The organism is Nocardia sp. CDC519, from assembly GCF_059509835.1.
Genome location: NZ_CM183377.1, coordinates 6143638 through 6167696, shown reverse-complemented (window position 1 = coordinate 6167696; position 24059 = coordinate 6143638). Strand labels below are relative to the sequence as shown.

Below are 24059 nucleotides of genomic sequence, written 5' to 3'. Positions count from 1 at the left end.
GTGCCGGACTCGACGGGGGCTGAACGGACTGCCGCGCCATCGCGCGCGGTCAGCGGTTGGACGACGGCGCTGGTGTGCGTGGCGATCGTGGCCGGCGGGGTGATCGTCGGTGGGCTGCTGCACGAACCGCAGACCGAGTTGACGACGGCGCCGCCGACCACGACCAGCGTCGCACCGCAGCCGACCGAGCAGCACACCTATGTGACGCCGCCGGTGACGTATCCGACGCAGATTCCCGGCTGTGCGGTGGTCGAGCCACCCGGCGAGGGTGGGCTGTTCGGCTGGGCCGCGGTGAACGAGTTCGGTTACGACAACCCGGCGTATCCGTGGTTCTCCGGGCCCAAAGCCGTCGCGATGTCGGCCGCGTTGCAGCAGTCGCTGCCGGAGGAGATCGATCTCGGCTTCGTCCCGGTCGGCGAGTCCCTGTTCTTCCAGCCGATTCTCGGCGATCCCGACGCATCTCCCGAGGCAGCGAAGTTCGGCGGGTTCACCCACGCCCAGTCCACGATCCTGCGCGGCGACCGCACGGGATCGTTATCGGTGACGGTGCGCGGATCCGGTGATCCGGTTCCGCCGTGCGTCGCGGGTCAACTCGACGAACGGCGTGTTCTCGATGACGGCACGACGATCGACCTCGACGACACATGGTCGGAGACCGATGGCGTGCGCACGCTCTCCCGTACCGTGACGGCGTATGTCCCGGATGGCAGCAGGGTCACCGCCACCGCGACCGATGCCCCGAACGGCGGTGAACCCACCGGGTCGGTCCCGATGACCATGGACGAGTTGATCGCTGTGGCCACCACACCCGGTGTGCGTGTCTCCGCGCCGGTCCCGGCAGGGACGCCGGATCCGCCCGAAACGTGTTCGACGTCAGAGGTCCAGACGCCGGTGGTCGACGAAGCAACGGCCCGTCGGTGGGGTGCGGTGCTGGCCGGGGTCCGGCTCGATGGGCTGGTTCTCGATCGCCCGCTGGGGGATCTGCGGCCCGGCGGGTACGGGTCGGGCGGGGTGTGCCAGGAGGTCCGAGTGAGCGCGGACGGGCAGCAGTCGCGGCTGAGCGTCGTCATCACCATCGAGCAGGGCGAGCCCACCGTGCCACAGCGGCCGTCGGAGTCGGGCGATCGCGTCGTCACGCAGAGGGAGCTGCCCGATGGGACGGTCGTGGAGAGTGTGGAATCGACGACCGCGGTCGCCCGGTCGGGCGTGCCGGCCACCGAGCTGCTTCGCGGCGTGATCGTCACCCACAAGTCCGGCAACCGGATTCAGGTCACCTCGCGAGCGGAGGCCCCCGCGCAACCTTTGTCCACGACGCAACTCGAAGCCATCGCGCTGGCTCCCGGCCTGGAGGTCTCGTAATGGCGTGGGCGCCTGGCGTGCGCAACTTGGTGCTCGCGGCCGTCGCGGCTGTTCTCACCAGCGCAGGCGCGGTTGCGGTACTGATGCAGCCGGAGGACGGCACCCGCAAGATCACCGGTACGAACGACGCGGCGCCTGGCCTGGCATGGTCGGTCGACGCCGCTGCCATCTACGGGCAGGCGTTCGCGGAATTCCGCGATCCGGCCGGTGGCACCGAATTCGATTTGGGCGGCGCGGGTTTCGTCGACGCCGGTGATACCGTCGCGACGGTGATCGGCGTTGCCGGCGATTCGGGATTGCGTGATCCGATCCTGTACGGCTTCGACGCCGAGACGGGGGAGAAGCGCTGGGAGGCGCCTGCGGCCGGCCTCGGCGGTTGTGCCGACGTGCCCGTCGACGGGTCGCTGGTCTGCTACACCGGATTTTCCGCCGACGATGCCGCGCTCATCGGTATCGACACCGCCGACGGAACCGTCACCCGCACTCCGGTCGATTGGCAGATCTTCGCGATGGCCGCCGTGGACGACCGACTGTACATCGCCGAGGGCGACGTCGAATCCGATGACGTGCGCGTGCATTCGGGCACCATCGCCGACCCGGACGCCTATTGGACGCGCCAGTTCGCCACGGGGACGTCGTGGGAAGACCTCCCGTGGGATGCGCTCGATGTGACCCACGGCCAGGGCCTGTTCACCCTCGGCATCGATATCGCGGCCTTCGATCTGCGCACCGGCGAAACCACCTGGACCGCACAGCTCGGATGTTCCCGCACCATACCGACATTCGATGCTCTGGTCGTGCGCGTCAACACCGAATGCGATGGTTACCGGGTCACCGGAATCGATCTGCTGGACCGCGCTGGCCGCGTCCTTGCCAGCACCAGCACTCCCGGCGCACACGACCTGAACCCCGATCGCCCTGCCGACGACTCGATCCCCGTCCTGCTGGGCGATGCCGCTTACGACCGTCGCGACGGTGCCCTCCGCTGGACCAGCCCCGATCTGCTCTACACCCCACCCCTGGACGACGCCGCCGATGGCCGAAATCCCCACATCGCCATCTTCGACCCGGGCGCCGCGACCGCAATCCTCGGCCACACTGCCATCCTCCGCGATCCAACGACCACAACCACAACCGGCCTCGATCTCCGTACCGGACAACGCCTTTGGCGCACCGCCGATGACCGTTACGGGACGGTCCAGGCGTGGGACGGCACCGTCGCAGTCCTCACCGACTCAACCGGCCTCTGGGCAATCGACCCGCGCACCGGCGAAACCGTTTGGGAAGTACCATTTCTCGCCATCAACAGCGACGGCGACGCCCTCGTCGGCAGCGGCGAACTCATCGCCCGCGGCGCGGGCCGGTACCTCTTCGCCACACCGCGCACGATGCTCGGGCTGCGCCCACTCGATTAGCGGGCGCCGGTCTGATGGCGACGGATGCCAACGCGGGCGTCGGTGCCTTTCACATGAGTCTTTCCGCTGCTCGGGCAGGACACGGCTGGCAGTAGAGACTCGCATTCCTGCTGCTGAGGTGTTCGATGACGGTCATGACACAGCTCTCATCGGGTTCGACGAAGTCGACCATCCTCGTCTCGACACTGCTCGGCTTCATCTGCGGGGTAGCGGTGCTGGCGGTCGCCGCGGTGTGGTGGCAGCTGGGACCGAGCTCGGTCAGCTGCTATTACGCGAGCTACGACCCGGACACCGAACGAACCTTCGGTGAGACGGCGGCGAAGATGTGGCCGACTCGCTGGTTCTGGATCGGGATGATCGGGGCGCCGACGCTTGCCGGGGCGGTATTCATCGGGCTCACATCGCGAGATGCGTGAAGTTCACGCCCTCGGCGCGCAGCGTCATCAATGCCGCGCGCAGCCCCGCCGCCGTGCCCGACGCGGGGTGGTTGAGGTGGGCGAGGATGATGGCCCCGTCGGGTGCGTGACGGATGTGGGTGGCGACGGTGTCGGGGGAGGCGGTCGCGCCGTAGTCGGCGTTGACGGCGAAGCCGGCGAGGCGGACGCCGAGGAGGCCGGCGATCTCGACCGCGACATCGTCGTAGTGGGCGGTGCCGGCGCGGAACCAGGTGCTCGTCACGCCGAGTGTGTCGCGCAGGTAGCGGCGGTTGGTCTCGATCTCGTTCACCACGCCCGCCGGATCCGCGGTGCCCGGGATTCCGTAGGCGGCGGCGCCGTTCACGGACAACGGCAGATGGCCGGTGCCGTGATTCTCCAGCCGGAACAGTGGATCGGCGGCGAGAGCCGCGGCGACGGCCGGGTTAGCGGTCAGCCACCGGTGGTTGAGGAAAAGAGTTGCCGGGACACCGAATTCGCGCAGCGTATCGAGGAGCCGATGGTCGACCGACGACCCGGATGGCCCGCCGCAGCCGTCGAAGGTCAGTGCCAGGGTGCGGCGGCCGGGCACGGTCGCGACGTGCGTCTGAATGCCGTGGATATGGGTGCCCCAGTGCCGCGGAGCGCGCCCGGCGAATCGGTGCGGTTCGAACGCGTGAGCCGGGCCGGTGTCGCTGCGTGGCCGCCCCTCCGCCTGCGCCGCGCCGAGTGCGATCGGTGCGAGCGCACCCAATGCGAGAAACCGGCGTCGACCGACCGTGAACCCCGCCGATCCACCCGAAAACCGCCGCTGAACCCGCACCATTCCTCCCTGTGATGTCGAGCCACTTCCGATACACACACGCCCCGGTCGGCCTGTCGTGCACGACCTTTCCCGGCAGGCGAGTGACACCGCCCCGGCCCTCCGAGGGGTGTTCCGGGCAGTGCGAGATTACCGTGTGCCACGGGAAGAACTGAGCGGGACCAGGCACCCACATCGGGGCGGCCATCCCAGCATTGGTGATCTCGTCATTGCCGAGCATTCGACTGCGGTGCGGCCCCCATGAGGGCGGCCTACCGAGCCCGCGCGGCGAAGACCTCGCTCGCAAGCGAGTCGGCGGACTCGATGATGGCTTCGAGATTCGCGCGCAACTCGCGATGTCCGTCGGCGCCGAGGAGCCTCGCCAAGGCTTCCTCGACGGCGGGCACGGTGGATTGGGCGATGGCGATCACCTGTTTGCCCCGGTCGGTGGGGACGACGAGTTTCGCGCGGCGATCGCTGGGATCGGGCTCTCGGGTGACGTAGGCGTGGGCTTCGAGGTGGGCGACGAGTTCGGCCATCGCCTGTTTGGTCATCTGCGCTCGCTCGGCCAAGGCGCTGACCGTGGTGCCGGTGTCGTCGAGGTGCTGGAACACCACGCCATGTGCGGCGCGGATCGCCTCGTGGCCCGCCGCCGCGAGGCGGGCCAGGGCCAGATCGTTGAGCACGGTGAACGCATCGCGTAACAGCACCGCGGTATTCGAGGGCCGCGGACCGCCGTCCGTGATGGGCCGAGTCGTTGACATCGACAGGCCTCCTGTCTATCGTTGACGATATGGACATGCTACCTGTCGATCGCTCGAACGTTGAATGCTGGCAGCTCGGAACCGACCGGATCGCGGTGCTGGCGACCTGCGCCCAGACCCGGGGAGATCTCTTCGCTGTGGAGATCACGATGCCGCCCGGTGGTGGCCCGCCCGTCATGCACCGTCACGAACCCAGTGAGGTCTATTACGTCCTCGCTGGTGAGTTCACCTTCTACATCGGTGAGTCGGACGGCGTCGTCCGGCGGCGGGCCGGAGTGGGGGAGGTCGTTCCGCTCGCGGGCGGGACGCCGCACACGATTCGCAACGAGACATCTTCCGACGCAGTTGCTTTCGCTGTACACACGCCCGGAGGCGTCATGGAGCGGTTCACCCGGGCCGCCGCCGCACTCGCGGCCGGCTCGGAGCAACCGGATCTCGACCAGGTCCTCGCCCTGGCCCATGAACACGGCATCGAGATGCTGGGTCCGGTGCCTGCGGAGTGCGAGTAGGCAGCATCCGCTGTGTCACCGGGTCGTGCGGGCAACGGATCGACGGCCACCGCGGCGGCGATCGCCGGATTCGCGGTCAGCCACCGAGAGGTGGGGGCAGTGTTGCGGGTACCCCGAATTCGCGCAGCGTGTCGAGGATGGTCGACCGCCGACCCGTATGTCTTCGGCTAGCTCACCGCACTCCTGTTGCCGGCAGCGGTAAATGCGGATGCGTGATCGGCGGCCCACTCCGCGTAAGTACGCGGCGCCCGACCGAGGACCTGGCGGACATCGTCGGTGACGACGGCATTGCGGCCCTCGAGTACATAACGTTGACCGGCGAGTGCGCCATCGATGTACTCGCTGGTCATGCCGGCCTCCTGCATGTGCCGGCGGGCGGTGTGCTCCGGAATGTCGGCGACGCGGACCTCGCGGCCGAGCGCTGCACCGAGAATCGCGGCCTGGTCCGGGACGCTGAGCAGTTCGGCGCCGGTGAGGGTGTAGGTACGTCCGGAATGTCCGTCTGCCGTCAGAGCTTCGACGGCCACCGCGGCGATATCGCGTGGATCGATGATGCCCTGCGTGGCGGTACCGGTGAGGTTCGGTGCCGGCTGCCCGGCACGCAGGGCATCGGCCCAGCGCAGCGTGTTGGAAGCAAAGGAGCTGGGGCGCAAGATGGTCCACTCCAGGCCGCTGTCGCGGACCGCCTGCTCGCCGGGTAGATGCCAGGTGCCGACCCGGCCGAGCGCGGGATCGCCGGTGCCTATCGCGGAGAGCTTCACGATGCGCTGTACTCCGGCGGATACCGCGGTGGCGATGAGGGCGCGGTCGGTATCGATATCGTCGGGGCCGAGTACGCCGACGAGGAAGACGGCGTGGGTCCCGGTCATCGCCGCGGACATGGACGCGGGATCGGTGTAGTCGCCGCGCACCACCTCTATGCCGGCCGGGACGGTGGCGCGGTCGGGGTCGCGTGTCACCGCACGGGCCTTGTCGCCGCGTGCGGCCAGTTGCCGCAGGATCTCACTGCCGATGGTGCCGGTCGCGCCGGTTACGAGAATCATGCTGACCATCGTGACGGCTCGATGACCTGGAACTATAGGAATATTCGGCACACTCGCCGCGTAGGGAATCGGGCTAGTGTGGTCGGGTGACCAGAGTAGCGACACTCGCGCGGAACCTCGACCTGCTGGAGTCGAGTGTGCCGGTGCCGGAGTCATTGCGGCCGTGGCTGATCGACCTGGGGCGGATTCCGACGGTCACCGACCTGAACGGGGCGTTCGTCTATACCCCGCACGCCTTGACGTCGGTGGTGCTGCGAACCGAGACTGCGGGGCGCAGCGAGGCGTTCGTGGTGGGGCCGCAGACTCGCGCGTCGTATTCGATGCCCGACAAGCCCGGCGGCTGCCTGCGTATTCGATTGGCTCCGGGCACTACTCAGCAGTTGCTCGGTGTTCGCGCCGCGGAACTCGCCGACGGCGTATTCGCCCTCGCTGATATGCCCGGTGCGGTAGGTGTACTCGCCAACGAGTTGGCACATCGGCCGGCAGTGGACGTGCTGTCGTTTCTGGAAGAAGCTCTTCCGCAATATATTTCGGAGACGGATACGCAGCGTTCCCATCGTCGCCTGCTCCGGGACGCCGTCGAGGTGATCGGCAGCGGCGCAGCCCCGGCGATACCGGATCTCGCTGCGGAGCTCACGGTGAGCGAGCGCCAGCTACGCAATCTCTTCGCGACGGGTATCGGTGTGTCGCCCAAGCACTTCGAGCGGATCTGCCGAGTGCGCGGCGTTCTCGCACAGACTGGTGCTTCGCCATGGTCAGAGGTGGCCGTCGCCGCGGGCTACTACGACCAATCACATCTGTCCGCCGACTTCCGGTCACTGATGGGCGTACCACCGGCCACCTTCTTCCGAGGCGAGCTGCCCGCGCCGACCGCTTGCCGGAGTCCGAACCGGTAGGGGCTGGGGCGCTCCGCTCGACAGCGGTCACTCGTTCAACGCCGTACGGAACAACTCCCAGGACCGACGCAGATCCTGCTCCCAATACCCCCACGAGTGGGTCCCGGTGTCGCGGAAGTCGAAGGTGGCGGGAATCTGCAAGTCGCGCAAGCGGTCGCGGAGCTGGTGGGTGCAGATGTTGGTGACCTGTTCGAGAGGGGCTCCGAAGAGCAGTTGGTAGGCGAGGCCGAGAGGGTCGCCTGCGCTGGTGAGGTTGTCGAGGGGGCCGGGGAGTCCGGTGCCGGTGGAGACGTAGATGGCGGTGCCGCGGAGGTCGGCGGCGTGCAGGTAGGGGTCTTTGGCGGCCCACACCTCGCGGCCCGCGCCCCACATGTTGGCCGGGTTGCCGCCGTTACTGGCGACCACCGCGGTGATCAGGGCGCGGCCGGTGAGGTCGCTGGTCTGCACGCAGCCGCTGTAGGAGCCGACGGCGCGGTAGAGCTCGGGCGCGGCCAACGCCAGCTGGAAGACCGCGGTCCCCGCCATGGAAATGCCTGCGATGGCGTTCTTTCCGATGCCCTTGAACGCGCTGTCGATGATGGGTGGCAATTCCTCGGTGAGGAAGGTGGTCCATCGTTGCTTGCCCAGCACCGGGTCGACGGCGCGCCAGTCGGCGAAATAGCTGCCGCGCCCGCCCATCGGGACGACGAGGGTCACCTGTTCGTCGGCGAAGAAGTCGACGATATCGGTCGAGTTGGCCCAGTGCCGGTCGGCGCCACCGTCGGCGCCGTTGAGCAGATACAGCACCGGTGCGGGTTCGGAAGTGCGTGGCGCCGGCCGCACTTTCACGGTGATGTCGGTGTCCATCGCGGTGGAGTGCACGCGCAGGTCGAGCATCCGGTCGGCGCCCTCGGCGATGCTGACGATCCGCGAACCATCGGGGGCCTGCTGTGTTCCGTCCGGAATCGGCACGGACTCGGGTGCGCCGATCGCGATGGCCGGATCCGCGGCGGCGCAGAGGGCGGCCACGGATGCCAGCACGCTCATCACGCGCAGCCGGACGCGACCTCGCGCGCAGCCGTTGCCCACCGGACACCTCCGAAATCCAGCCTGTAGCTGGGGTCGACGGTAGGGGAGCGGGGTTGCGGCGTCCGGGGATCGGGGATTTGTTGGGAACCTCGCCAAGGGGCGCGGCCAATCGGCTGGGCCGGATCACAAGACCGGTGCGGCGCAGCGCCATCACTTCGCCCGGCAGCGGGAAACCCGGCCTTCGGCAGGCAGGCAGCCAGCGCTTCTTGACGCGCTGACGCGGCGACGTTTGCCGATCACCATGGACGCCGCGGGACTCAACGGCACATCGGCCTGCCGCTCGCCGGCCGCAGCGTGCCTACGCCACCCGCGAGCACCGGCTCCGCCGCCTCGGGAAATACCGGTCAAGGCCTCGGGCGGCTCGGCGTCCTGCGCCTCTCAGGCACGACTCTGCGCCAGCACATCGCCCAGCGTACGAGTGCCCCTGACGATCTCGGTGACCGCTTCCAGATCCAGCCGCACCTCGAGATCCGGATCCTCGGCCGCACCGTCGTGATGGGTGAGGCCGGTGTCGGTGATCACGTAGTGGAACGTCGTCTCGCCGATGTGCACGGTGACCGTCCCGGCCGGAAGATGTTCGGCGACAGCGCGTCCGAGCGGCAGCGCGAACCAGTGCGCGCGGACGGCGTCGGTGCTGCGGCGCTCACCCAACAGCGGAGTGCCCCACACCGAGAGCGCTTCCAGTACCGGCCGCAGCCGCGCCCCGGCGTCGGTGAGTTCGTACATGGCCGTGGTCGCGCGCGGTCCTACCCGGCGCCGGGTGAGAATCCCGTCGCGTTCGAGGTCTTTGAGCCGGGCGGCGAGCACATCGGTGCTGATGCCGGGCAGATCGGCGAACAGGTCGCTGTAGCGGCGCGGGCCCGCGGTGAGTTCCCGGACGACCAGCAGATTCCAGCGGTCCCCGACAACCTCGAGCGCGCGGCTCACCGCACAGTGATGGTCGTAACTTCGGCGTGGCACTCGGCCACTCTAACGCAGGACTTGGAAAATCAAAGTGCATACTTGGGATTTCCAAGTACAGTAGCGGCAGCCGTATCGAGAAGAGGATGTCCATGCAGGTCAAGCAGTCGAGCAAGTTGTCGGGAGTGTCGTACGAGATTCGTGGCCCGGTGGCCGAGCATGCCGCGCGGCTGGAAGCCGAGGGACATCACGTCGTCAAGCTCAATACCGGCAACCCGCTGCCGTTCGGCTTCGAAGCGCCCGAGGAGATCTTGCAGGACATCGTGCGGACACTGCCGAATTCGAGTGGGTACTCGAGTTCCAAGGGGCTGCTGTCGGCTCGGCGGGCGGTCGTGCAGTACTACCAGACGCTCGGACTGCCCGATGTCGGCGTCGAGGAGGTATTCCTCGGCAACGGCGTCTCCGAACTGATCATGATGGCCATGACGGCGCTGCTGGAAAACGGCGACGAAGTGCTGGTTCCCGCACCGGATTTCCCGCTGTGGACCGCCGCCACCGCGCTCAACGGCGGCAGGCCGGTGCACTACATGTGTGACGAATCCGCCGACTGGTTCCCCGACGTCGCCGATATCGAGTCCAAGATCACCGAACGGACCCGCGCGATCGTCATCATCAACCCGAACAACCCCACCGGCGCGGTGTATTCGCAGGACGTGCTGCGCGACATTCTCGAAGTGGCGCGCCGCCACAATCTGATCGTGTTCTCCGACGAGATCTACGACAAGATCTACTACGACGGCGGTACCCACACCGCGACCGCCGCCCTCGCCCCCGACCTGCTGTGCCTGACCTTCTCGGGCCTGTCCAAGGGCTACCGCTGCGCCGGTTTCCGGTCCGGCTGGATGGTGGTGTCGGGCCCCACCCAGCATGCCGCGAACTACCTGGAGGGGCTGACCATGCTCGCCGGTCTGCGCCTGTGCGCGAATGTTCCCGGCCAGCAGGTGATCCAGGCCGCGCTCGGCGGACATCAGAGCATCTACGATCTCACCCTGCCCGGCGGCCGGCTGCGGGAGCAGCGCGATCGCGCGTGGGAGGCGCTCAACGCCATCCCGGGCATTTCGTGCGTGAAGCCACAGGGCGCGCTCTACGCCTTCCCCAAAATCGACCTGGACGTCTATCCGATCGTCGACGACGAGAAGCTGGTGCTGGATCTGCTGCTGCAGGAGAAGCTGCACATCGTGCAGGGCACCGGATTCAATTGGCCGCGTCCGGATCACTTCCGCATCGTCACCCTCCCGCACGCCGACGACCTCGAGGCCATCATCGAACGCATCGGACGGTTCCTGGCGACCTACCGGCAGTAGGGCGGTAGGAGTACCTGGTCGACGAGCGCCCGCCGCGCACCGACTCGCCCGTCGCCGTGATGTTCACTGTCCACCGATCGCGACCGGCGTGCCGAGCCCGGTGCCGGCTACCTCCCGCTCATACGATCGACCCATGAGCGAACTGATCGCAGTCAGTGGGGCGACGGGGGCGATCGGGGGACGGGTGGCGCGCAGGCTGGCGTCCGCGGGCATCGAGCAGCGACTGCTCGGGCGCAATGCCGCGCGAGCGCCGCGGTTACCCGGCGCGGATTTCATCGCCGCGGATTACGCCGATCCGGCGAGCGTGCGCGCAGCGCTCGAGGGTGTGCGCACCTTCCTGTTCGTCTCGGCGAGCGAGTCGCGTGAGCGGGCCGATCAGCAGCGGGCCGTGGTGGGCGCGGCGGTCGACGCGGGCGTGCGCCGCATCGTCTACATCTCCTTCGTCGGCGCCGCACCCGAATGCACCTTCACCTTCGGCCGCGACCACTGGTGGACCGAGCAGGAAATCCGCTCCAGCGGGCTGGATTTCACCTTCCTGCGGGACAATTTCTACCAGGACATGCTTCCCCTGCTGGCCGGTACGGACGGGGTCATCCGCGGCCCAGCCGGGGACGGCCGGATCGGCGCCGTCGCGCGCGACGATGTCGCCGACGTGGCGGCGGCAGTGCTCACCGGCACCGGCCACGACGGCCACACCTACGACGTCACCGGCCCGCGCGCGATCACCCTGACCGAGGCCGCCGCCATGATCAGCGAGGCGACCGGCCGCACCGTCACCTACCAGTCCGAATCGCTCGACGAGGCGTATGCGAGCCGTGCCGGTTACGGCGCCGAGGACTGGGAGGTCGCCGGCTGGGTGAGCTCGTATCAGGCCATGGCCACCGGCGAACTGGACGTCGTCACCGATACCGTGCCACGGATCACCGGTCGTCCCGCCAAGGATTTCGCCGAACTCCTGGCCGAAACCGCGCAGCGCGCGGACTGAGCTACGCCCCGGGTTGCTCCCGGATAGCCACGCGCGGAGCGTGAACCGCGTAAGCTGGCCCCCGGTTGCCGAAGCACTGGCACAGGTGGGCGAATACCTGCGGATCGCGGTCGCCGAGAGTTTCCCACCGGGTAGGTGGGCACCGTCGGGCGCAGTGATCGCCCGCCGCCACCGCGGAGTCGTGCGGCGGACCGGAGCGCGCCGGGTACATCGCCGATTCCCTCGGGCACGAGGTACGTGCGAGCCGAAAGGAGTGTCGCGTTGCAGCAGGCGCCGGCCACGGCCCGCCGGCGCGAATGACCGCAGTCGGTAACGCCGAGATGGGATGTGACCATGACCGAGTCCTGGCCCAGTTCGATGAGTTCGTTCGACGACATCTTCCAGCGCTTCTTCGGACCCGGAATGGCGGCAAGGCCGCCGGTGCAACGCACCGACCTGGGCCGGCTGCTCAGCGATAACGCCAAACAACTCGTCGCGACGGCACAGGCCGCGGCCAAGGACTGGCGCAGTCCGGAAGTCACCCCCGAGCACCTGCTGTACGCGGCGACCCTGGTCGAGCCCACCCGCGGCATCCTCGCCGAGATCGGCCACGACCCCGACGAGCTCAGCATGAAGATGCGCGACGCCGTCGCCGGTCACCGCAGCGGCAACGGTAACGGCAACGGCGCCATCGCGCTCAGCCCCGCGGCCAAACGTGCCATGCGCAATGCCCAGCGCAGCGCCGCCGAAGCCGGCAGCAGCTACATCGGCCCCGAACACATCCTGCTCGGCATCGCCGAAACCGAGACCCCCGCCGCGCAGGCCATGGCGGGCGCGCAACTGCCTGGCACCGAGGGGCAGCGCACGACCAGCGAGACCCCGACCCTCGACGAATACGGTCGCGACCTGACCGCCGAGGCAAGGGCGGGCAAGGTGGACCCGGTGGTCGGGCGAGCCGAAGAGATCGAGCAGACCGTCGAGATCCTGTCGCGGCGGCGCAAGAACAATCCGGTGCTCATCGGCGATCCCGGGGTCGGTAAGACAGCCATCGTGGAAGGGCTGGCCCAGCGCATCGTCAACGGGGACGTACCGAGCACCCTCGCCGACCGCCGCGTCGTCGCCCTCGATGTCGGCTCACTGGTCGCGGGCAGCAAATACCGCGGTGAGTTCGAAGAACGGCTGACCAAGATCCTCGACGAAGTGCGCGCGCACTCCGACGAACTGGTGGTCTTCATCGACGAGCTGCACACCATCGTCGGCGCGGGCAGCGGCTCGGAAGGGTCGATGGACGCGGGCAACCTGCTCAAACCGGCCCTCGCGCGTGGCGAACTGCACGCCATCGGCGCCACCACCATCGACGAATACCGCCGCCACATCGAAAAGGACGCCGCACTGGAGCGCCGCTTCCAGCCGGTGATGGTGTCCGAACCGTCGGTGGCCGACACCATCGAGATCCTGCGCGGACTCGCCGACGTCTACGAAGAGCATCACCAGGTGCACTACACCGACGAATCGCTGGTCGCCGCCGCCGAACTGTCGGACCGCTATCTCACCGACCGGTTCATGCCCGACAAGGCCATCGACATGATCGATCAGGCCGGCGCGCGGGTGCGGTTGCGGACCCGCACACCCGATCCCGACGTGCGCGAACGGGAGGAGGAGGTGGCGCGGCTGCGCCGGGAGAAGGACGCCGCCGTCGCCGCCGAGGATTACGAGAAGGCCAAGGAGCTCAAATCCGAGATCGCCGTCGCCGAAGAACAACTCGCCGACGCCGGGCACACCGAGGAACCGCAGGTCACCGTCACCGATATCGCCGAGGTGATCTCCCGCCAGACCGGGATCCCGGTATCCGAACTGACCACCGAGGAACGTCAGCGACTGCTCGGACTCGAGGACGTGTTGCACAAGCGGGTGATCGGCCAGGACGAAGCCATCGTCGCGGTCGCCGAAGCGGTGCGCCGGGCGCGGGCCGGGCTCAAGGACCCCAACCGGCCGATCGGGTCGTTCCTGTTCCTCGGCCCCACCGGCGTCGGCAAGACCGAGCTGGCCAAGGCGCTGGCCGAGGCCGTCTTCGGCGACGAGGACCGGCTCATCCGCTTCGATATGAGCGAGTTCCAGGAAAAGCACACCGTCTCGCGGCTGGTCGGCGCCCCGCCCGGATACGTGGGCTACGACGACGCGGCCCAGCTCACCGACAAGGTTCGCCGTCAGCCGTACTCGGTGATCCTGTTCGACGAGATCGAGAAGGCGCATCCGGATGTGTTCAATGTGCTGCTGCAACTGCTCGACGACGGGCGGGTGACCGATTCCAAAGGCCGCACGGTGGACTTCAAGAACACCATCGTCATCATGACCAGCAATATCGGCTCCGACCTCATCCTGTCCGCACCGGACGGTGATCTGGACTCCATCACCCCGACATTGAACGAGCGGCTGCGATCCCACTTCCGGCCCGAATTCCTCAACCGGATCGACGACACCATCGTCTTCCACCGGCTCGATCAGGCCCAGATCCATCGCATCGTCGACCTGGTGCTCGATGGCACCCGCAGGCTGTTGCACGCCCAGGACATCGACCTCGACGTCACCGATCCGGCGGTCGACTGGCTGGCCGAACACGGCTACCAACCCGAATTCGGCGCGCGCCCGCTGCGCCGCACCGTGCAGAAAGAGGTGGACAACAAGCTCTCGCGTTTGCTGCTCGACGGTGATCTGAAGCCCGGCGACACCGTGCGCTTGGACGCCGACGGCGGCGGCCTGCAATTGGCCGCGGTCGAGCGCCGTGGCGCGAAAACGGTGGAGGCAGCACCGTAGTCGCGCTTCGTCGCTGGTGAGCAGGCCGCGCTCGCTCGCGGTCGCCGCCCGAGCTGGCGTCGCCGTGTGTCATCGGTAGCCTGTGCGTTGGACGTTGTGAACGACCAACGACAAGGAGCTTTCGCCTTGGAGGATGTATTACGGCCGCTCATCGTCTTCTGCGGGACCCTCGCGCTCACCGTGGTTGCCGGTCTGCTCTTCGATCGGCTGATGCGGTTCTACGCGCGCAAACGCCCGGATACCCGGCTGCCGCTGCTGCTGCGGCGGGTGCGGATGCCGTTGCAGGTCTTGCTCGGTGCGGTGGCGTTGCACGCGACCTACCCATTGGCGGAGCTGGAATTACGCCAGGACGCGGTGATCCGCAATGTGCTGGCCACCATGGCGATCATGGCCGCGGTCTGGCTCGTGATCCGGGCCGCCGACGCGGTGGCCGACAACACGTTGAGCCGTTACGCCCAGCGCACCCGTGATGTGGCGCGGGTGCGGCAATTACGCACCCAGCTCGCGCTGGTGCGCCGCATCGTGACCTCGGTGCTGGTGGTGACCACGGCCGCGGTGGCGATCCTGCTGCTCTTTCCCGGCCTGCGCACGCTCGGCACCTCGCTGCTGGCCTCGGCCGGTGTGATCGGCATCATCGCCGGTGTCGCCGCGCAGTCGACGTTGAGCAACCTGATGGCCGGCTTGCAGATCGCGTTCGGCGATTCGGTGAAGATCGGCGACACGGTCGTGGTGGAAGGCGAGATGGGCACCGTCGAGGAGATCACCCTCGCGTTCCTGACGGTGCGGATCTGGGACGATCGCAGGCTGACGATGCCGGTGTCCTATTTCAACAGCAAGCCGTACGAGAACTGGTCGCGCGGCGGTTCCGAGCTCACCGGCACGGTGTTCCTGCACCTGGATCACAGCACGCCGGTGCCGCTGCTGCGCGAACACCTGCACGAGTATCTGAAGCAGCGGCCCGATTGGGACGGCCGCTCGTGGAATCTGCTGGTCACCGACTCGACCCCGACCAATATCGTGGTGCGCGCGGCGATGTCGGCCGCCGATTCCGATGACGTGTGGACGTTGCGGTGCGCGGTGCGCGAGGAGCTGCTCGACTGGCTCGGCCGCCACCACCCGTACGCCCTGCCGAAGATCTCCACCACCATCGCCGGACCCGACGACGAGCGGATACCGGCACTGGCCGGAGCCGGGAGCGTGTGGGCGGGCACGGACAAGGACGGCTACCGCGGCTGAGCTGTCACGCGGCGCCCGAGTACATCGCGCATCGGGCCCGCCCGCTTCACGGCGGCCCGCCGTGCTCGCCGGACGGTGACGGCTCGGCGGCGCGATTCCCATCGGTCCTCGTCTGTTCCGCGCCGGCGATGCGGCGTCCGGCCGTATCGGCATCCGGCCGCCACGCCTCGACGACGCCAGGGCGGCCATCTTCCAGCACGTAGGCGGCCCGGGTGTCGATCGGCGCGCCGGGCCGCCGGACATACGGCAGCACCCGGAAGTCGCTGCGCCACAGGTGCTGATCGAGTTCGACCCGGACATATCCGCGCTGCCCGTTGTAGAACTTCATATCCGGGTTCGCGTCGAGCAGCAGACGCCCGCGGTGCGGAAGGTCGGCGCCGTCACCGCCGGTGCTGATCGAGGTGCCGGTGAATTCGGCGGCCACCACCGGCGTCGCGGGATCGGCGGGGTCGCGGCGCAGATCGGCCGCGTAGTTCTCATGCCGGTCTCCGGTGATGACGACGAGGTTGCGCACCCCCTGGTCGGCGGCGGCTCCCAGCACCGCCGCTCGCTCGGCGACGTAGCCATCCCACGCATCGGTGCCCAGATCCAGATCCGGACCCGGGTCGTAGTCGCTCTGGCTCATCGCAACCTGGTTGCCGAGGATCTGCCACCGCGCCGGCGACCGGCCGAATCCGTCGATCAGCCAATCGCGTTGCGGCTGCCCGAGAATGCTGCGGCCGGCATCGAATCGGGCGGTGCATCCGGTACTGAGGCCGCCGTCCCCGCAGACCTGCCGATCCCGGTACTGCCGGGTGTCGATCATGGTGAACTCGGCGAGATCACCGAATCCGTAGCGACGGTGCAGGCGCATATCCGGTCCCGAGGGCATCTGCGCCAGGCGCAGCGGCAGATGCTCGTAGAGCGCCTGGAACGCGGCCGCCCGGCGGCTGCGGAACAGCGCGGGGATGCGGTAGATATCGATGCCGAGCCCGGGGGAGTCGGCGGCCCAATTGTTGTCGACCTCGTGATCGTCCATGGTCACCAGCCACGGGAACGCAGCGTGCGCGGCCTGTAACGGCTGCTCGGATTTGGCTTGGGCATACAGCAATCGGTAGCCGGCCAGATCGTAGGCCTCATCGCGCAACTGCGGCGGGATGGTCGCGCCCTCGCGGCCGAGCCGCCAGGACTTCTCGTAGATGTAGTCGCCCAGATGCACCACCAGGTCGAGGTCTTCGGCGCTCATGTGGTCGTAGGCGGTGTAGTAGCCTGAGCTCCACGACTGGCACGACGCGAACGCGAACCGCATGCGCCGCACCTGCTGTCCTGGCGCGGGCGCGGTACGGGTTCGACCGACCGGGGAAATGGCCGAACCCGCGCGGAATCGGTAGAAGTACCAGCGATCCGGTGCCAAACCGCGGATCTCCGGGTGCACACTGTGCCCGAGCTCGCGCGCGGCCACCGCCGTCCCGCGGGTGACCACGCGGCGGAACTGGTCGTCCTCGGCGACTTCGTAGTCCACGCTCACCGGCGCCAGCGCCGTGCCGCCCAGTCCGTCGGGGGCGAGCGGATCCGGTGCCAGCCGGGTCCACAGCACCACGCCGTCGGGGGTCGGATCGCCGGAGGCGACACCGAGGGAGAACGGATCACCGAGCCAGCGCGGCGCGCGGAAGCGGGCGCTGCTCGCCGCCGCGGCTCCGGCCAGCACCGTCGCGGTTCCGGCGGCGCCGAGACGCAGCAGCTGCCGACGAGACAGATCCATGCCGTCCAGCATGCCCTGATCCGCCCGGCGCCGGAATGCGGCAGGCCGCCCGACGCATCGGCCGGGCGGCCGGGCCTGGTGGCACGGTGTCGTCCGCTCTCCGGGACAGGCACTGTCCGCACGCGGTGGGCCCGGCTAGGTTCACCCCACGCAGGTAGTGCGTCTCGGCCGTGGCCGAGCAGCCGACAAGGAGGACACCGATGTCCGTATCACCGTCGCCGGAAAAACTGGACGCCGATCTGGCGGCCCGCCTGGCCCGGATGGAGGCCGTCGAGTCGATCAAAGCGCTCAAGCACCGGTACTTCCGGGCCTGTGATGCCAAGGACCCGAAGGGCTTCCGCGACTGCTTCATCGCCTCCGGCTCGGCACTCGACTACGGCGAGCTCGGCGCCTTCGACGCGGACGGCATGGCCGCGGTGTTCGAATCCATCGCCCTGAAACAGGTCGACGGCAAGCACGTCATCCTCGATATGCATCACGGTCTGCACCCCGACATCACGATCATCGACGACACCACCGCCGCGGGCCGCTGGACCCTGCAATTCCGGCAGGTGAACCTGATCGACAACACCGAAACCGTCTCCACCGGCGAATACACCGACGAATACGTCATCGAGGACGCTGCCTGGAAGATCGCGACCTGCCGATTCGACCGGATCTGGTCGATCACCCGGCCGATCGACGATTCCTGCCGGATCACCCAGTAGGCCTCACCTGGCCCGCCACCGTCGCCGCGGTGCCGTGGCGACGGCCCGAGTCGTCGCCACGGCAGTCGCGGGTGGCGGTGGACGAGCCGAGTGACCGTGCCCGATGCACCCGGCGCGGTCGAGCCCTATCCGAGCGCGTCGACGACCGCCCGGGTGGCGTCGGCGAGCAGCCCGTTGTCGGGTTCGGCGTCCTGCTCGGACTTCGTCGACAGCACCGCGATGACGATCGGCGCGCGTCCGGGCGGCCAGGCTACGGCGACATCGAGCGCCGACCCGTAGGCCGGGGATCCGGTCTTGTCGCCGACGGTCCAGTCCGCGGGCAGGCCCGCGCGGATCCGGCTGCCGCCGGTGGTGTTGGCGACCAGCCACGACGTCAACTGAGCGCGCTCGGGTTCGCCGAGCACATCGCCGACGACGAGCGCGCGGTAATCGGCGGCCAGCGCCGCCGGGGTGGTGGTGTCGCGTTCATCGCCGGGAATCGCGGTGTTCAGCTCGGTCTCCCAGCGGTCCAGCCGGGAGGTCTCGTCGCCGAGGGAGCGCAGGAACGCGGTGAAACCCTGGGGTCCGCCGAGGAGCTTCAGCAGCTGATTGCCTGCCGTGTTGTCGGAGACGGTGATGGCGGCGTGGCACAGTTCGGCGACGGTCATGCCGGACTCGACGCGGGTTTCGGTCACCGGCGAGTACTCGACCAGTTCCGCGGCGGAGAAATGGATCACCTGGTCGAAATAACCGGTCGACAAGGGATGCTCGCGCAGGAGTGCGCCGCAGGCCAGGCCCTTGAAGGTGGATGCCATCGGGAAACGCTCGTCCTGCCGGTAGGCAACGGTGCGCTCGGAGCCGGTGTCGACGGCGAACACGCCCAGTCGGGCCCCCGCGGTCGTTTCCAGTGCGGCGAATCGGGGATCGGCTACCGCCGAGGTGGTCGCCGCGCCGGTGGGTGATGCGTTCGGGGAACCGGAGCCGGAGTCGCAGGCCGCGCTCATCGTCAGCGCGGAGATCGCCAGGACGGTGGCGAGCAGACGTCGGCGGCGGTGGGAGGGAGCTGGGAAAGTCACCGCTGAACAACATCATCGCTGCGCTCCTCGCGGCCAATAGCGGGTATCGGCAGTGGCCAGTCGCACTCGATATCACCGCAGTTCACCGGCCCTGTCCGGGCACAGATACGAGCCGTCGCCACGCGACGCGGCGGGGACCTGACGGCCGGCTGGTTCAATGACCGCCATGGACCTGATCCGCCACCTCCGCTTCTTCGTCGCCGTCGCGGACGAGGGGCATTTCGGGAGGGCGGCGGCCGCGTTGGAGATGACCCAGCCGCCGCTCTCGCAGGGGCTGCGGCGGCTCGAACAATTCCTCGGCGTCGAACTCGTGCACCGCACCCCACAGGGCGCGGTGCTCACCTCCGCCGGACGTCAGCTGCTGCCACGCTCCCGGCTGCTGGTCGACGACGCCGAACGGCTGCTGGCCGAATCGCAGCGCATCGCCCACGCCCGCGGCGACGTCCACTGGGGCGTGGCGGCAGCCGTACCGGATCCGCTGGTGACCGCCTGCGTGACCGCGTTGCGCGGATCGGCTGGTTCCGGCGCGACCGTTGCCACGACCGTGGGGGCGACCGCCGATCTGCTCGGCGATCTGCGGGCGGGCCTGTGCGATGTGGCGGTGATCGAGCATCCGGCCCTGGTCGACGGCGTCGAGGCCGGGCCGGTGGTCAAGCTGCCGCGATGGCTGGTGGTGCCCTCGGATCATCGCAGCGCCGCCGCCGAACGTCCCACCTTCCGTATGCTCGCCGACCTGACGTTCGTGCACCCGCCGCGCGCGGGCAATCCACCCGCATTCGACACGACGCTCGACCTGCTGCGTGAACGCGGGCTCGACGTACATCTCGGCACCGCCCGCGATGATCGCGCCGTCCTGGCCGCGGTCGCTGCCGGCACCAGTTTCGGGCTCACGGCAATGGCGCCGACACCCACTCCTGGCGTGACCTGGCTGACCATGGCCCCGCAGGCCCTTGCGCTGCGGGTGCGCGTGGTCCACCGCCCCGACGCCCAGCCGCACGCCGACGCCCTCGACCGCGTGCTGTACCGGGAGCGCTTGCGATGAGCCGCATCCGCTACGACACGCGGCAGCTCGGTGCGGACGCGGACGGCGTCACCGACCGGATCCGCGCGGTCTTCGCCGACGCGGGCTGCACCGGATGGTTGCACGCCCGCCGCTGCGGTAGCGCGGCCGAGATCTCGGTCGACGGCCGTGACCGGGTGGTCACCGCCTCGGTCTACAAACTCGTGCTGTTCGTAGCGTTCTGCCGCCGGGTCGACGCCGGGCTGATCGATCCGCGCGCGCAGCTCACCGTCGATCCCGCCGACTGCACACCCGGTCCCACCGGCCTTGCCGCACTGCACGATCCGGTAACGATGAGCAGGCGCGATCTGGCCACCTCGATGATGACGGTCTCCGACAATGCCGCCGCCGACGTCCTGCTCGGCGAGATCGGACTCGGTGCGGTGGAAGACCTGCTGGACGAACTGGGGCTCACCGAGACCCGGATCGTCGGCGGCACCGCCGATGTGCACCGCAGCCTGGTCCGCGATACCGATACCCACAGCACCGCCGAGGCCTTCGCCGCGCTCGCCGACAACGACGAGGCCTGGTCGGTCTCGGCCTACGACCCCTCGTACGCCAGTGCCACCACCCCGGAGGAGATGACCCGGTTTCTGCACCTGGTCTGGGAGGGCGGCGTACTGTCGCCGGAGCAAACCGGGTTCGTGCGTTCGGTGATGCGCAAGCAGGTGTGGCCGCACCGCATCGCCGCGGCGTTTCCGCATCGCGGGGTCAGCGTTGCGGGCAAGACCGGCACCATCGGCGTCATCCGCAACGAGGTCGCCGTCGTGGAGTTTCCCGCCGAGTATCCGGTGGCGGTGGCGGTGTTCACCCGGGCGGCGCGGGCCGATCCGCAGCTGGCCGTGGTCGACGCCGCGATCGCCGAAGCCGCCCGCATCGCCGTCACCGCGCTGCGGCACCCGCTCACGCAGGACTGACGCGCACCGGCGGGCGTCACGGAAAGTCTGATAAACAGGTATTACTAAATCCTGTTCACCGACTCCGTTCTTATGGTCTAATCGGGGTGGAACGTGTTCTACACAACGCTGTGAGGTCTGCACCGGAGCAGGCCGCAAGGAGGTACTCGTGGCCGCACCGTCCATCCCCGCCGGGTTCGATTTCACCGACCCCGACCTGTACGCCCAGCGCTTGCCGATCGAGGAATTCGCCGAGCTGCGCCGGGTGGCACCGGTGTGGTGGTGCCCGCAGGAGAAGGGCCGTAGCGGGTTCGACGACGGCGGCTACTGGGTGGTCACCAAGCTCGACGACATCAAGGAGATCTCGAAGAACCCCGAGGTGTTCTCCTCGGAGGAGAACACCGCGATCATCCGCTTCAACGGCGATATCGCCCGCGAAGAGATCGAAATGCTGCGGATGCTCATGCTCAACATGGATCCGCCGAACCACACCAAGATGCGCCGGATCGTCTCCAAGGGCTTCACCCCGCGCGCGGTCAACAGCCTGCGCGAGGCCCTCACCGAGCGCGCCGAGCGCATCGTGCACGAGGCCAAGAAGGAAGGCCGCGGCGATTTCGTCCAGCAGATCGCCTGCGAGCTGCCGCTGCAGGCCATCGCCGAGTTGATCGGCGTACCGCAGGAAGATCGCGGCAAGATCTTCGACTGGACCAACCAAATGATCTCCTACGACGACCCGGATTTCGAGGGCGATCACAAGATGGCCACCGCCGAGGTCATGGGGTACGCCTGGAACCTGGCCGAGGAGAAGCGCAAGTGTCCGATGGACGACATCGTGACCACACTGGTCAACGCCGACCTCGACGGTGAAGCGCTCGGCTCCGACGAATTCGCCTGGTTCGTCATCCTGCTCGCGGTTGCGGGCAACGAGACCACCCGCAATGCCATCACCCACGGCATGAAGGCCTTCGTCGACAACCCCGACCAGTGGGAGCTCTACAAGGAGCAGCGTCCGCGCACCGCGCCCGACGAGATCGTCCGCTGGGCCACCCCGGTCACCGCGTTCCAGCGCACCGCGACGGTCGATACCGAACTCGGCGGTCAGCAGATCAAGAAGGGCCAGCGCATCGGCATGTTCTACAGCGCGGCCAACTTCGATCCGGCGTCGTTCGAGGATCCGTTCCAGTTCAACGTCCTGCGCAACCCCAACCCGCACGTCGGCTTCGGCGGCACGGGCACCCACTTCTGCGTGGGTGCCAACCTGGCCCGGCTCGAGATCGACCTGATGTTCAACGCCATCGCCGATGTCATGCCCAACCTGCGCGAGCTGTCCGAGCCGGTGCGGCTGCGCTCGGGATGGCTCAACGGCATCAAGCGCTGGGAAGTCGCCTACGAGTGAGCACCGGGCACGCATAAGCACGACGCGCGATCGAGCACGACGCGGCACCGTTCGATGGGCGGTGCCGCGTTCGTGTGTGTGCCGAGCCGGTCGCAGCGTGCCGCCATCAGCCGGGCGGGAGGGCCGGGCCGCGTGCGCGTTACTGTCACGAGGGAGCCGGCCCGGCCCCGGACCGGAAACAGTGGAGGTGGAACCCGAATGTTGTCGACAGCGTGGTCACGCGAGATGGGCCTGCGGGTCCCGATCGTGAACGCGCCCATGGGCGGCGTGGCCGGCGGCAGGCTGGCCGCCGCGGTCACCGCGGCCGGTGGACTCGGCATGATCGGGATGGGCAGCGCGGGGTCGGCGGCACGGCTGACGGCCGAACTGGACGAGCTCGGGCCGGATCCGGGGCCGTTCGGCATCGGGATGATCGACTGGGTGCTGGCCCGCGAACCCGACCTGTTCGACACCGCCCTCGCCGCGCGTCCGGTGCTGATCTCGATCAGTTTCACCACCGACCTGTCCTGGGTCGAGCGGGTGCATGCGGCCGGGATTCGCGCCGCCACCCAGGTCTACGACCGCGAGCAGGCAGTGCGGGCCGAGGCCGCGGGCATCGACGTCATCGTGGCCAGGGGAGCCGAGGGCGGCGGCCACGGCGAGCCCACGCTGGCCACCCTGCCGCTGCTCGAGATCGTCTGCGAGGCCGTCCAGGTGCCGGTGCTGGCGGCCGGCGGCATCGCGACCGGGCATGCGCTGGCGGCGGTCCTCGGCGCGGGCGCGTCCGGAGCCTGGCTCGGCACCCGGCTGGCGGTGTGCCCGGAAGCGCTCACCACCGAACGCGCGCGAGCGGCACTGCTGCGCGCCGACGCGACCGACACCATCACCACCCGCGTCTTCGATATCGGTCAGGGTCTGCCGTGGCCGGACAGATATCCGGCGCGGGTGCTGCGCAACGACTTCACCGACCGATGGGACGGCGCCGAAGCCGCGTTGGCCGCCGACCGGCGCGCCCGTGCCGAACTGGCCGCCGCCGTCGACGCTGACGACCCACGGATCGAGCCGATCGACGCCGGCCAGGGCATCGGCCTGGTCACCAGCAGTCAGCCGGTCGCCGAGGTGTTCGACGACATCTGCACCGCGGCCGCGCGGTATCTCACCGCCCGGTCCACCATCGTCGAGTCCGACGCCACCCCGGGCTGAGGCGTCAGAACCCCATCGCGGCCAGTCGTGGTAGCTCGCCGGTGCGGCAGCCCTCGATCACGAACGCCTCGTGCTCGACCAGCGGTTCGGGCAGCTTTTCGATCGGCCACCAGCGCAGATCGGCGGCCTTGTCCGGTTCCATCAGCCGGGGCTCACCGGACCAGGTGCGGCATTCGAGGAAGAAATCGACGCGGTGATCGATGTCTGCGGCGCCGTCGCCGTAGCGGCGGTGAAGGACGGTGAGCGGCAACAGTTCCGACGGGTCGACGCCGACGCCGAGTTCTTCGGCGGCTTCGCGCGCGCCCGCGGTGAACACCGATTCGCCCAGCTCGACGTGCCCGGCGGCCGCATGCGCCCAGAATCCGTCCATGAAGCCGGTGTTGTGCCGCAATTGCAGCAGCACTTCCTCCCCGTCGGCGGTGTTCCGCCGGAACAGCACGTACACGGCGGGCACCAGCCGGAATCGCTCGGTCAT

General features: G+C 68.6%; 22 protein-coding genes. 14 read left to right on the top strand and 8 right to left on the bottom strand.

Annotated features, from left to right (window positions below; all coding sequences use genetic code 11):
- The 3 genes from AC5W7N_RS28060 (at window position 1) to AC5W7N_RS28050 (ending at window position 3190) form a co-directional block, all read left to right on the top strand.
- Window positions 1-1359: a hypothetical protein gene (locus AC5W7N_RS28060; protein ID WP_495922669.1), complete on the top strand. Its 1359-nt coding sequence runs from the start codon at window positions 1-3 to the stop codon at window positions 1357-1359.
- Complete coding sequence (locus tag AC5W7N_RS28055) at window positions 1359-2774, top strand: outer membrane protein assembly factor BamB family protein (protein ID WP_495922667.1); 1416 nt, start codon at window positions 1359-1361, stop codon at window positions 2772-2774. The genes AC5W7N_RS28060 and AC5W7N_RS28055 overlap by 1 nt, the downstream gene beginning before the upstream one ends.
- A 125-nt stretch (window positions 2775-2899) precedes the next feature.
- Complete coding sequence (locus tag AC5W7N_RS28050) at window positions 2900-3190, top strand: hypothetical protein (RefSeq protein ID WP_194990722.1); 291 nt, start codon at window positions 2900-2902, stop codon at window positions 3188-3190.
- On the opposite strand, the gene AC5W7N_RS28045 is transcribed toward AC5W7N_RS28050, so the two are convergent.
- Together AC5W7N_RS28045 and AC5W7N_RS28040 are read right to left on the bottom strand one after the other, a co-directional pair.
- The gene (locus AC5W7N_RS28045; RefSeq protein WP_495922666.1) at window positions 3171-3941 is read right to left on the bottom strand and encodes a polysaccharide deacetylase family protein; all 771 of its coding nucleotides are present in this window, start codon (window positions 3939-3941) and stop codon (window positions 3171-3173) included. The genes AC5W7N_RS28050 and AC5W7N_RS28045 overlap by 20 nt on opposite strands.
- Window positions 3942-4261: 320 nt before the next feature.
- Window positions 4262-4753 carry a MarR family winged helix-turn-helix transcriptional regulator gene (locus AC5W7N_RS28040; protein ID WP_495922664.1) on the bottom strand — a complete coding sequence of 164 codons (492 nt, stop codon included), beginning with the start codon at window positions 4751-4753 and terminating at the stop codon, window positions 4262-4264.
- Between AC5W7N_RS28040 and AC5W7N_RS28035 the strand changes: the two genes are divergently transcribed.
- A complete protein-coding gene (locus AC5W7N_RS28035; RefSeq protein ID WP_495922662.1) occupies window positions 4747-5262 on the top strand; it encodes a cupin domain-containing protein in 516 nt (171 codons plus the stop codon). The genes AC5W7N_RS28040 and AC5W7N_RS28035 overlap by 7 nt on opposite strands.
- 167 nt (window positions 5263-5429) lie before the next feature.
- On the opposite strand, the gene AC5W7N_RS28030 is transcribed toward AC5W7N_RS28035, so the two are convergent.
- Window positions 5430-6305: an NAD(P)H-binding protein gene (locus AC5W7N_RS28030; protein ID WP_495922661.1), complete on the bottom strand. Its 876-nt coding sequence runs from the start codon at window positions 6303-6305 to the stop codon at window positions 5430-5432.
- Window positions 6306-6442: 137 nt separating this feature from the next.
- On the opposite strand from AC5W7N_RS28030, the gene AC5W7N_RS28025 reads away from it, so the two are divergent.
- Window positions 6443-7201: an AraC family transcriptional regulator gene (locus AC5W7N_RS28025; protein ID WP_195021598.1), complete on the top strand. Its 759-nt coding sequence runs from the start codon at window positions 6443-6445 to the stop codon at window positions 7199-7201.
- 27 nt (window positions 7202-7228) lie between these two features.
- Here the strand turns inward: AC5W7N_RS28025 and AC5W7N_RS28020 are convergent, their stop codons facing one another.
- Together AC5W7N_RS28020 and AC5W7N_RS28015 are read right to left on the bottom strand one after the other, a co-directional pair.
- A complete protein-coding gene (locus AC5W7N_RS28020) occupies window positions 7229-8227 on the bottom strand; it encodes an alpha/beta hydrolase (RefSeq protein ID WP_495922659.1) in 999 nt (332 codons plus the stop codon).
- A 420-nt stretch (window positions 8228-8647) separates the two neighbouring features.
- Window positions 8648-9229 (bottom strand): winged helix-turn-helix transcriptional regulator, encoded by a 582-nt coding sequence (locus AC5W7N_RS28015; RefSeq protein WP_163812622.1) that lies wholly within the window; start codon window positions 9227-9229, stop codon window positions 8648-8650.
- Between the two features lie 92 nt (window positions 9230-9321).
- Between AC5W7N_RS28015 and AC5W7N_RS28010 the strand changes: the two genes are divergently transcribed.
- The 4 genes from AC5W7N_RS28010 (at window position 9322) to AC5W7N_RS27995 (ending at window position 15547) form a co-directional block, all read left to right on the top strand.
- Window positions 9322-10533, top strand: coding sequence for a pyridoxal phosphate-dependent aminotransferase (locus AC5W7N_RS28010; RefSeq protein WP_163812935.1), 1212 nt, complete (start codon window positions 9322-9324; stop codon window positions 10531-10533).
- Between the two features lie 133 nt (window positions 10534-10666).
- A complete protein-coding gene (locus tag AC5W7N_RS28005; RefSeq protein WP_194991119.1) occupies window positions 10667-11518 on the top strand; it encodes an SDR family oxidoreductase in 852 nt (283 codons plus the stop codon).
- Window positions 11519-11851: 333 nt separating this feature from the next.
- Complete coding sequence (locus tag AC5W7N_RS28000; RefSeq protein WP_163812627.1) at window positions 11852-14311, top strand: ATP-dependent Clp protease ATP-binding subunit; 2460 nt, start codon at window positions 11852-11854, stop codon at window positions 14309-14311.
- Window positions 14312-14437: 126 nt separating this feature from the next.
- Complete coding sequence (locus tag AC5W7N_RS27995) at window positions 14438-15547, top strand: mechanosensitive ion channel family protein (RefSeq protein ID WP_163812629.1); 1110 nt, start codon at window positions 14438-14440, stop codon at window positions 15545-15547.
- Between the two features lie 46 nt (window positions 15548-15593).
- On the opposite strand, the gene AC5W7N_RS27990 is transcribed toward AC5W7N_RS27995, so the two are convergent.
- Window positions 15594-17288: an alkaline phosphatase D family protein gene (locus AC5W7N_RS27990; protein ID WP_195021600.1), complete on the bottom strand. Its 1695-nt coding sequence runs from the start codon at window positions 17286-17288 to the stop codon at window positions 15594-15596.
- 200 nt (window positions 17289-17488) lie between these two features.
- Here AC5W7N_RS27990 and AC5W7N_RS27985 point away from each other — a divergent pair, with 200 nt between their 5' ends.
- Window positions 17489-17995 (top strand): nuclear transport factor 2 family protein, encoded by a 507-nt coding sequence (locus AC5W7N_RS27985; RefSeq protein ID WP_495922655.1) that lies wholly within the window; start codon window positions 17489-17491, stop codon window positions 17993-17995.
- 125 nt (window positions 17996-18120) lie between these two features.
- On the opposite strand, the gene bla is transcribed toward AC5W7N_RS27985, so the two are convergent.
- Window positions 18121-18978, bottom strand: a complete 858-nt coding sequence (gene bla, locus AC5W7N_RS27980) for a class A beta-lactamase (protein WP_228806929.1) — start codon at window positions 18976-18978, stop codon at window positions 18121-18123.
- Window positions 18979-19207: 229 nt separating this feature from the next.
- Here bla and AC5W7N_RS27975 point away from each other — a divergent pair, with 229 nt between their 5' ends.
- The 4 genes from AC5W7N_RS27975 (at window position 19208) to AC5W7N_RS27960 (ending at window position 23584) form a co-directional block, all read left to right on the top strand.
- Window positions 19208-20092: a LysR family transcriptional regulator gene (locus AC5W7N_RS27975; protein WP_194992098.1), complete on the top strand. Its 885-nt coding sequence runs from the start codon at window positions 19208-19210 to the stop codon at window positions 20090-20092.
- On the top strand, window positions 20089-21027 hold the full coding sequence (locus AC5W7N_RS27970) for a serine hydrolase (protein ID WP_195021602.1): 939 nt from the start codon (window positions 20089-20091) through the stop codon (window positions 21025-21027). Before AC5W7N_RS27975 ends, AC5W7N_RS27970 begins: the two co-directional genes overlap by 4 nt.
- A 148-nt stretch (window positions 21028-21175) precedes the next feature.
- Window positions 21176-22402, top strand: a complete 1227-nt coding sequence (locus tag AC5W7N_RS27965) for a cytochrome P450 (protein WP_163812640.1) — start codon at window positions 21176-21178, stop codon at window positions 22400-22402.
- Window positions 22403-22600: 198 nt separating this feature from the next.
- Entirely contained in the window at window positions 22601-23584 is a 984-nt protein-coding gene (locus AC5W7N_RS27960; protein WP_495922654.1) for an NAD(P)H-dependent flavin oxidoreductase, read from the top strand.
- A gap of 4 nt (window positions 23585-23588) precedes the next feature.
- Here AC5W7N_RS27960 and AC5W7N_RS27955 read toward each other — a convergent pair whose 3' ends face one another.
- The gene (locus AC5W7N_RS27955) at window positions 23589-24059 is read right to left on the bottom strand and encodes an NUDIX hydrolase (RefSeq protein ID WP_163812644.1); all 471 of its coding nucleotides are present in this window, start codon (window positions 24057-24059) and stop codon (window positions 23589-23591) included.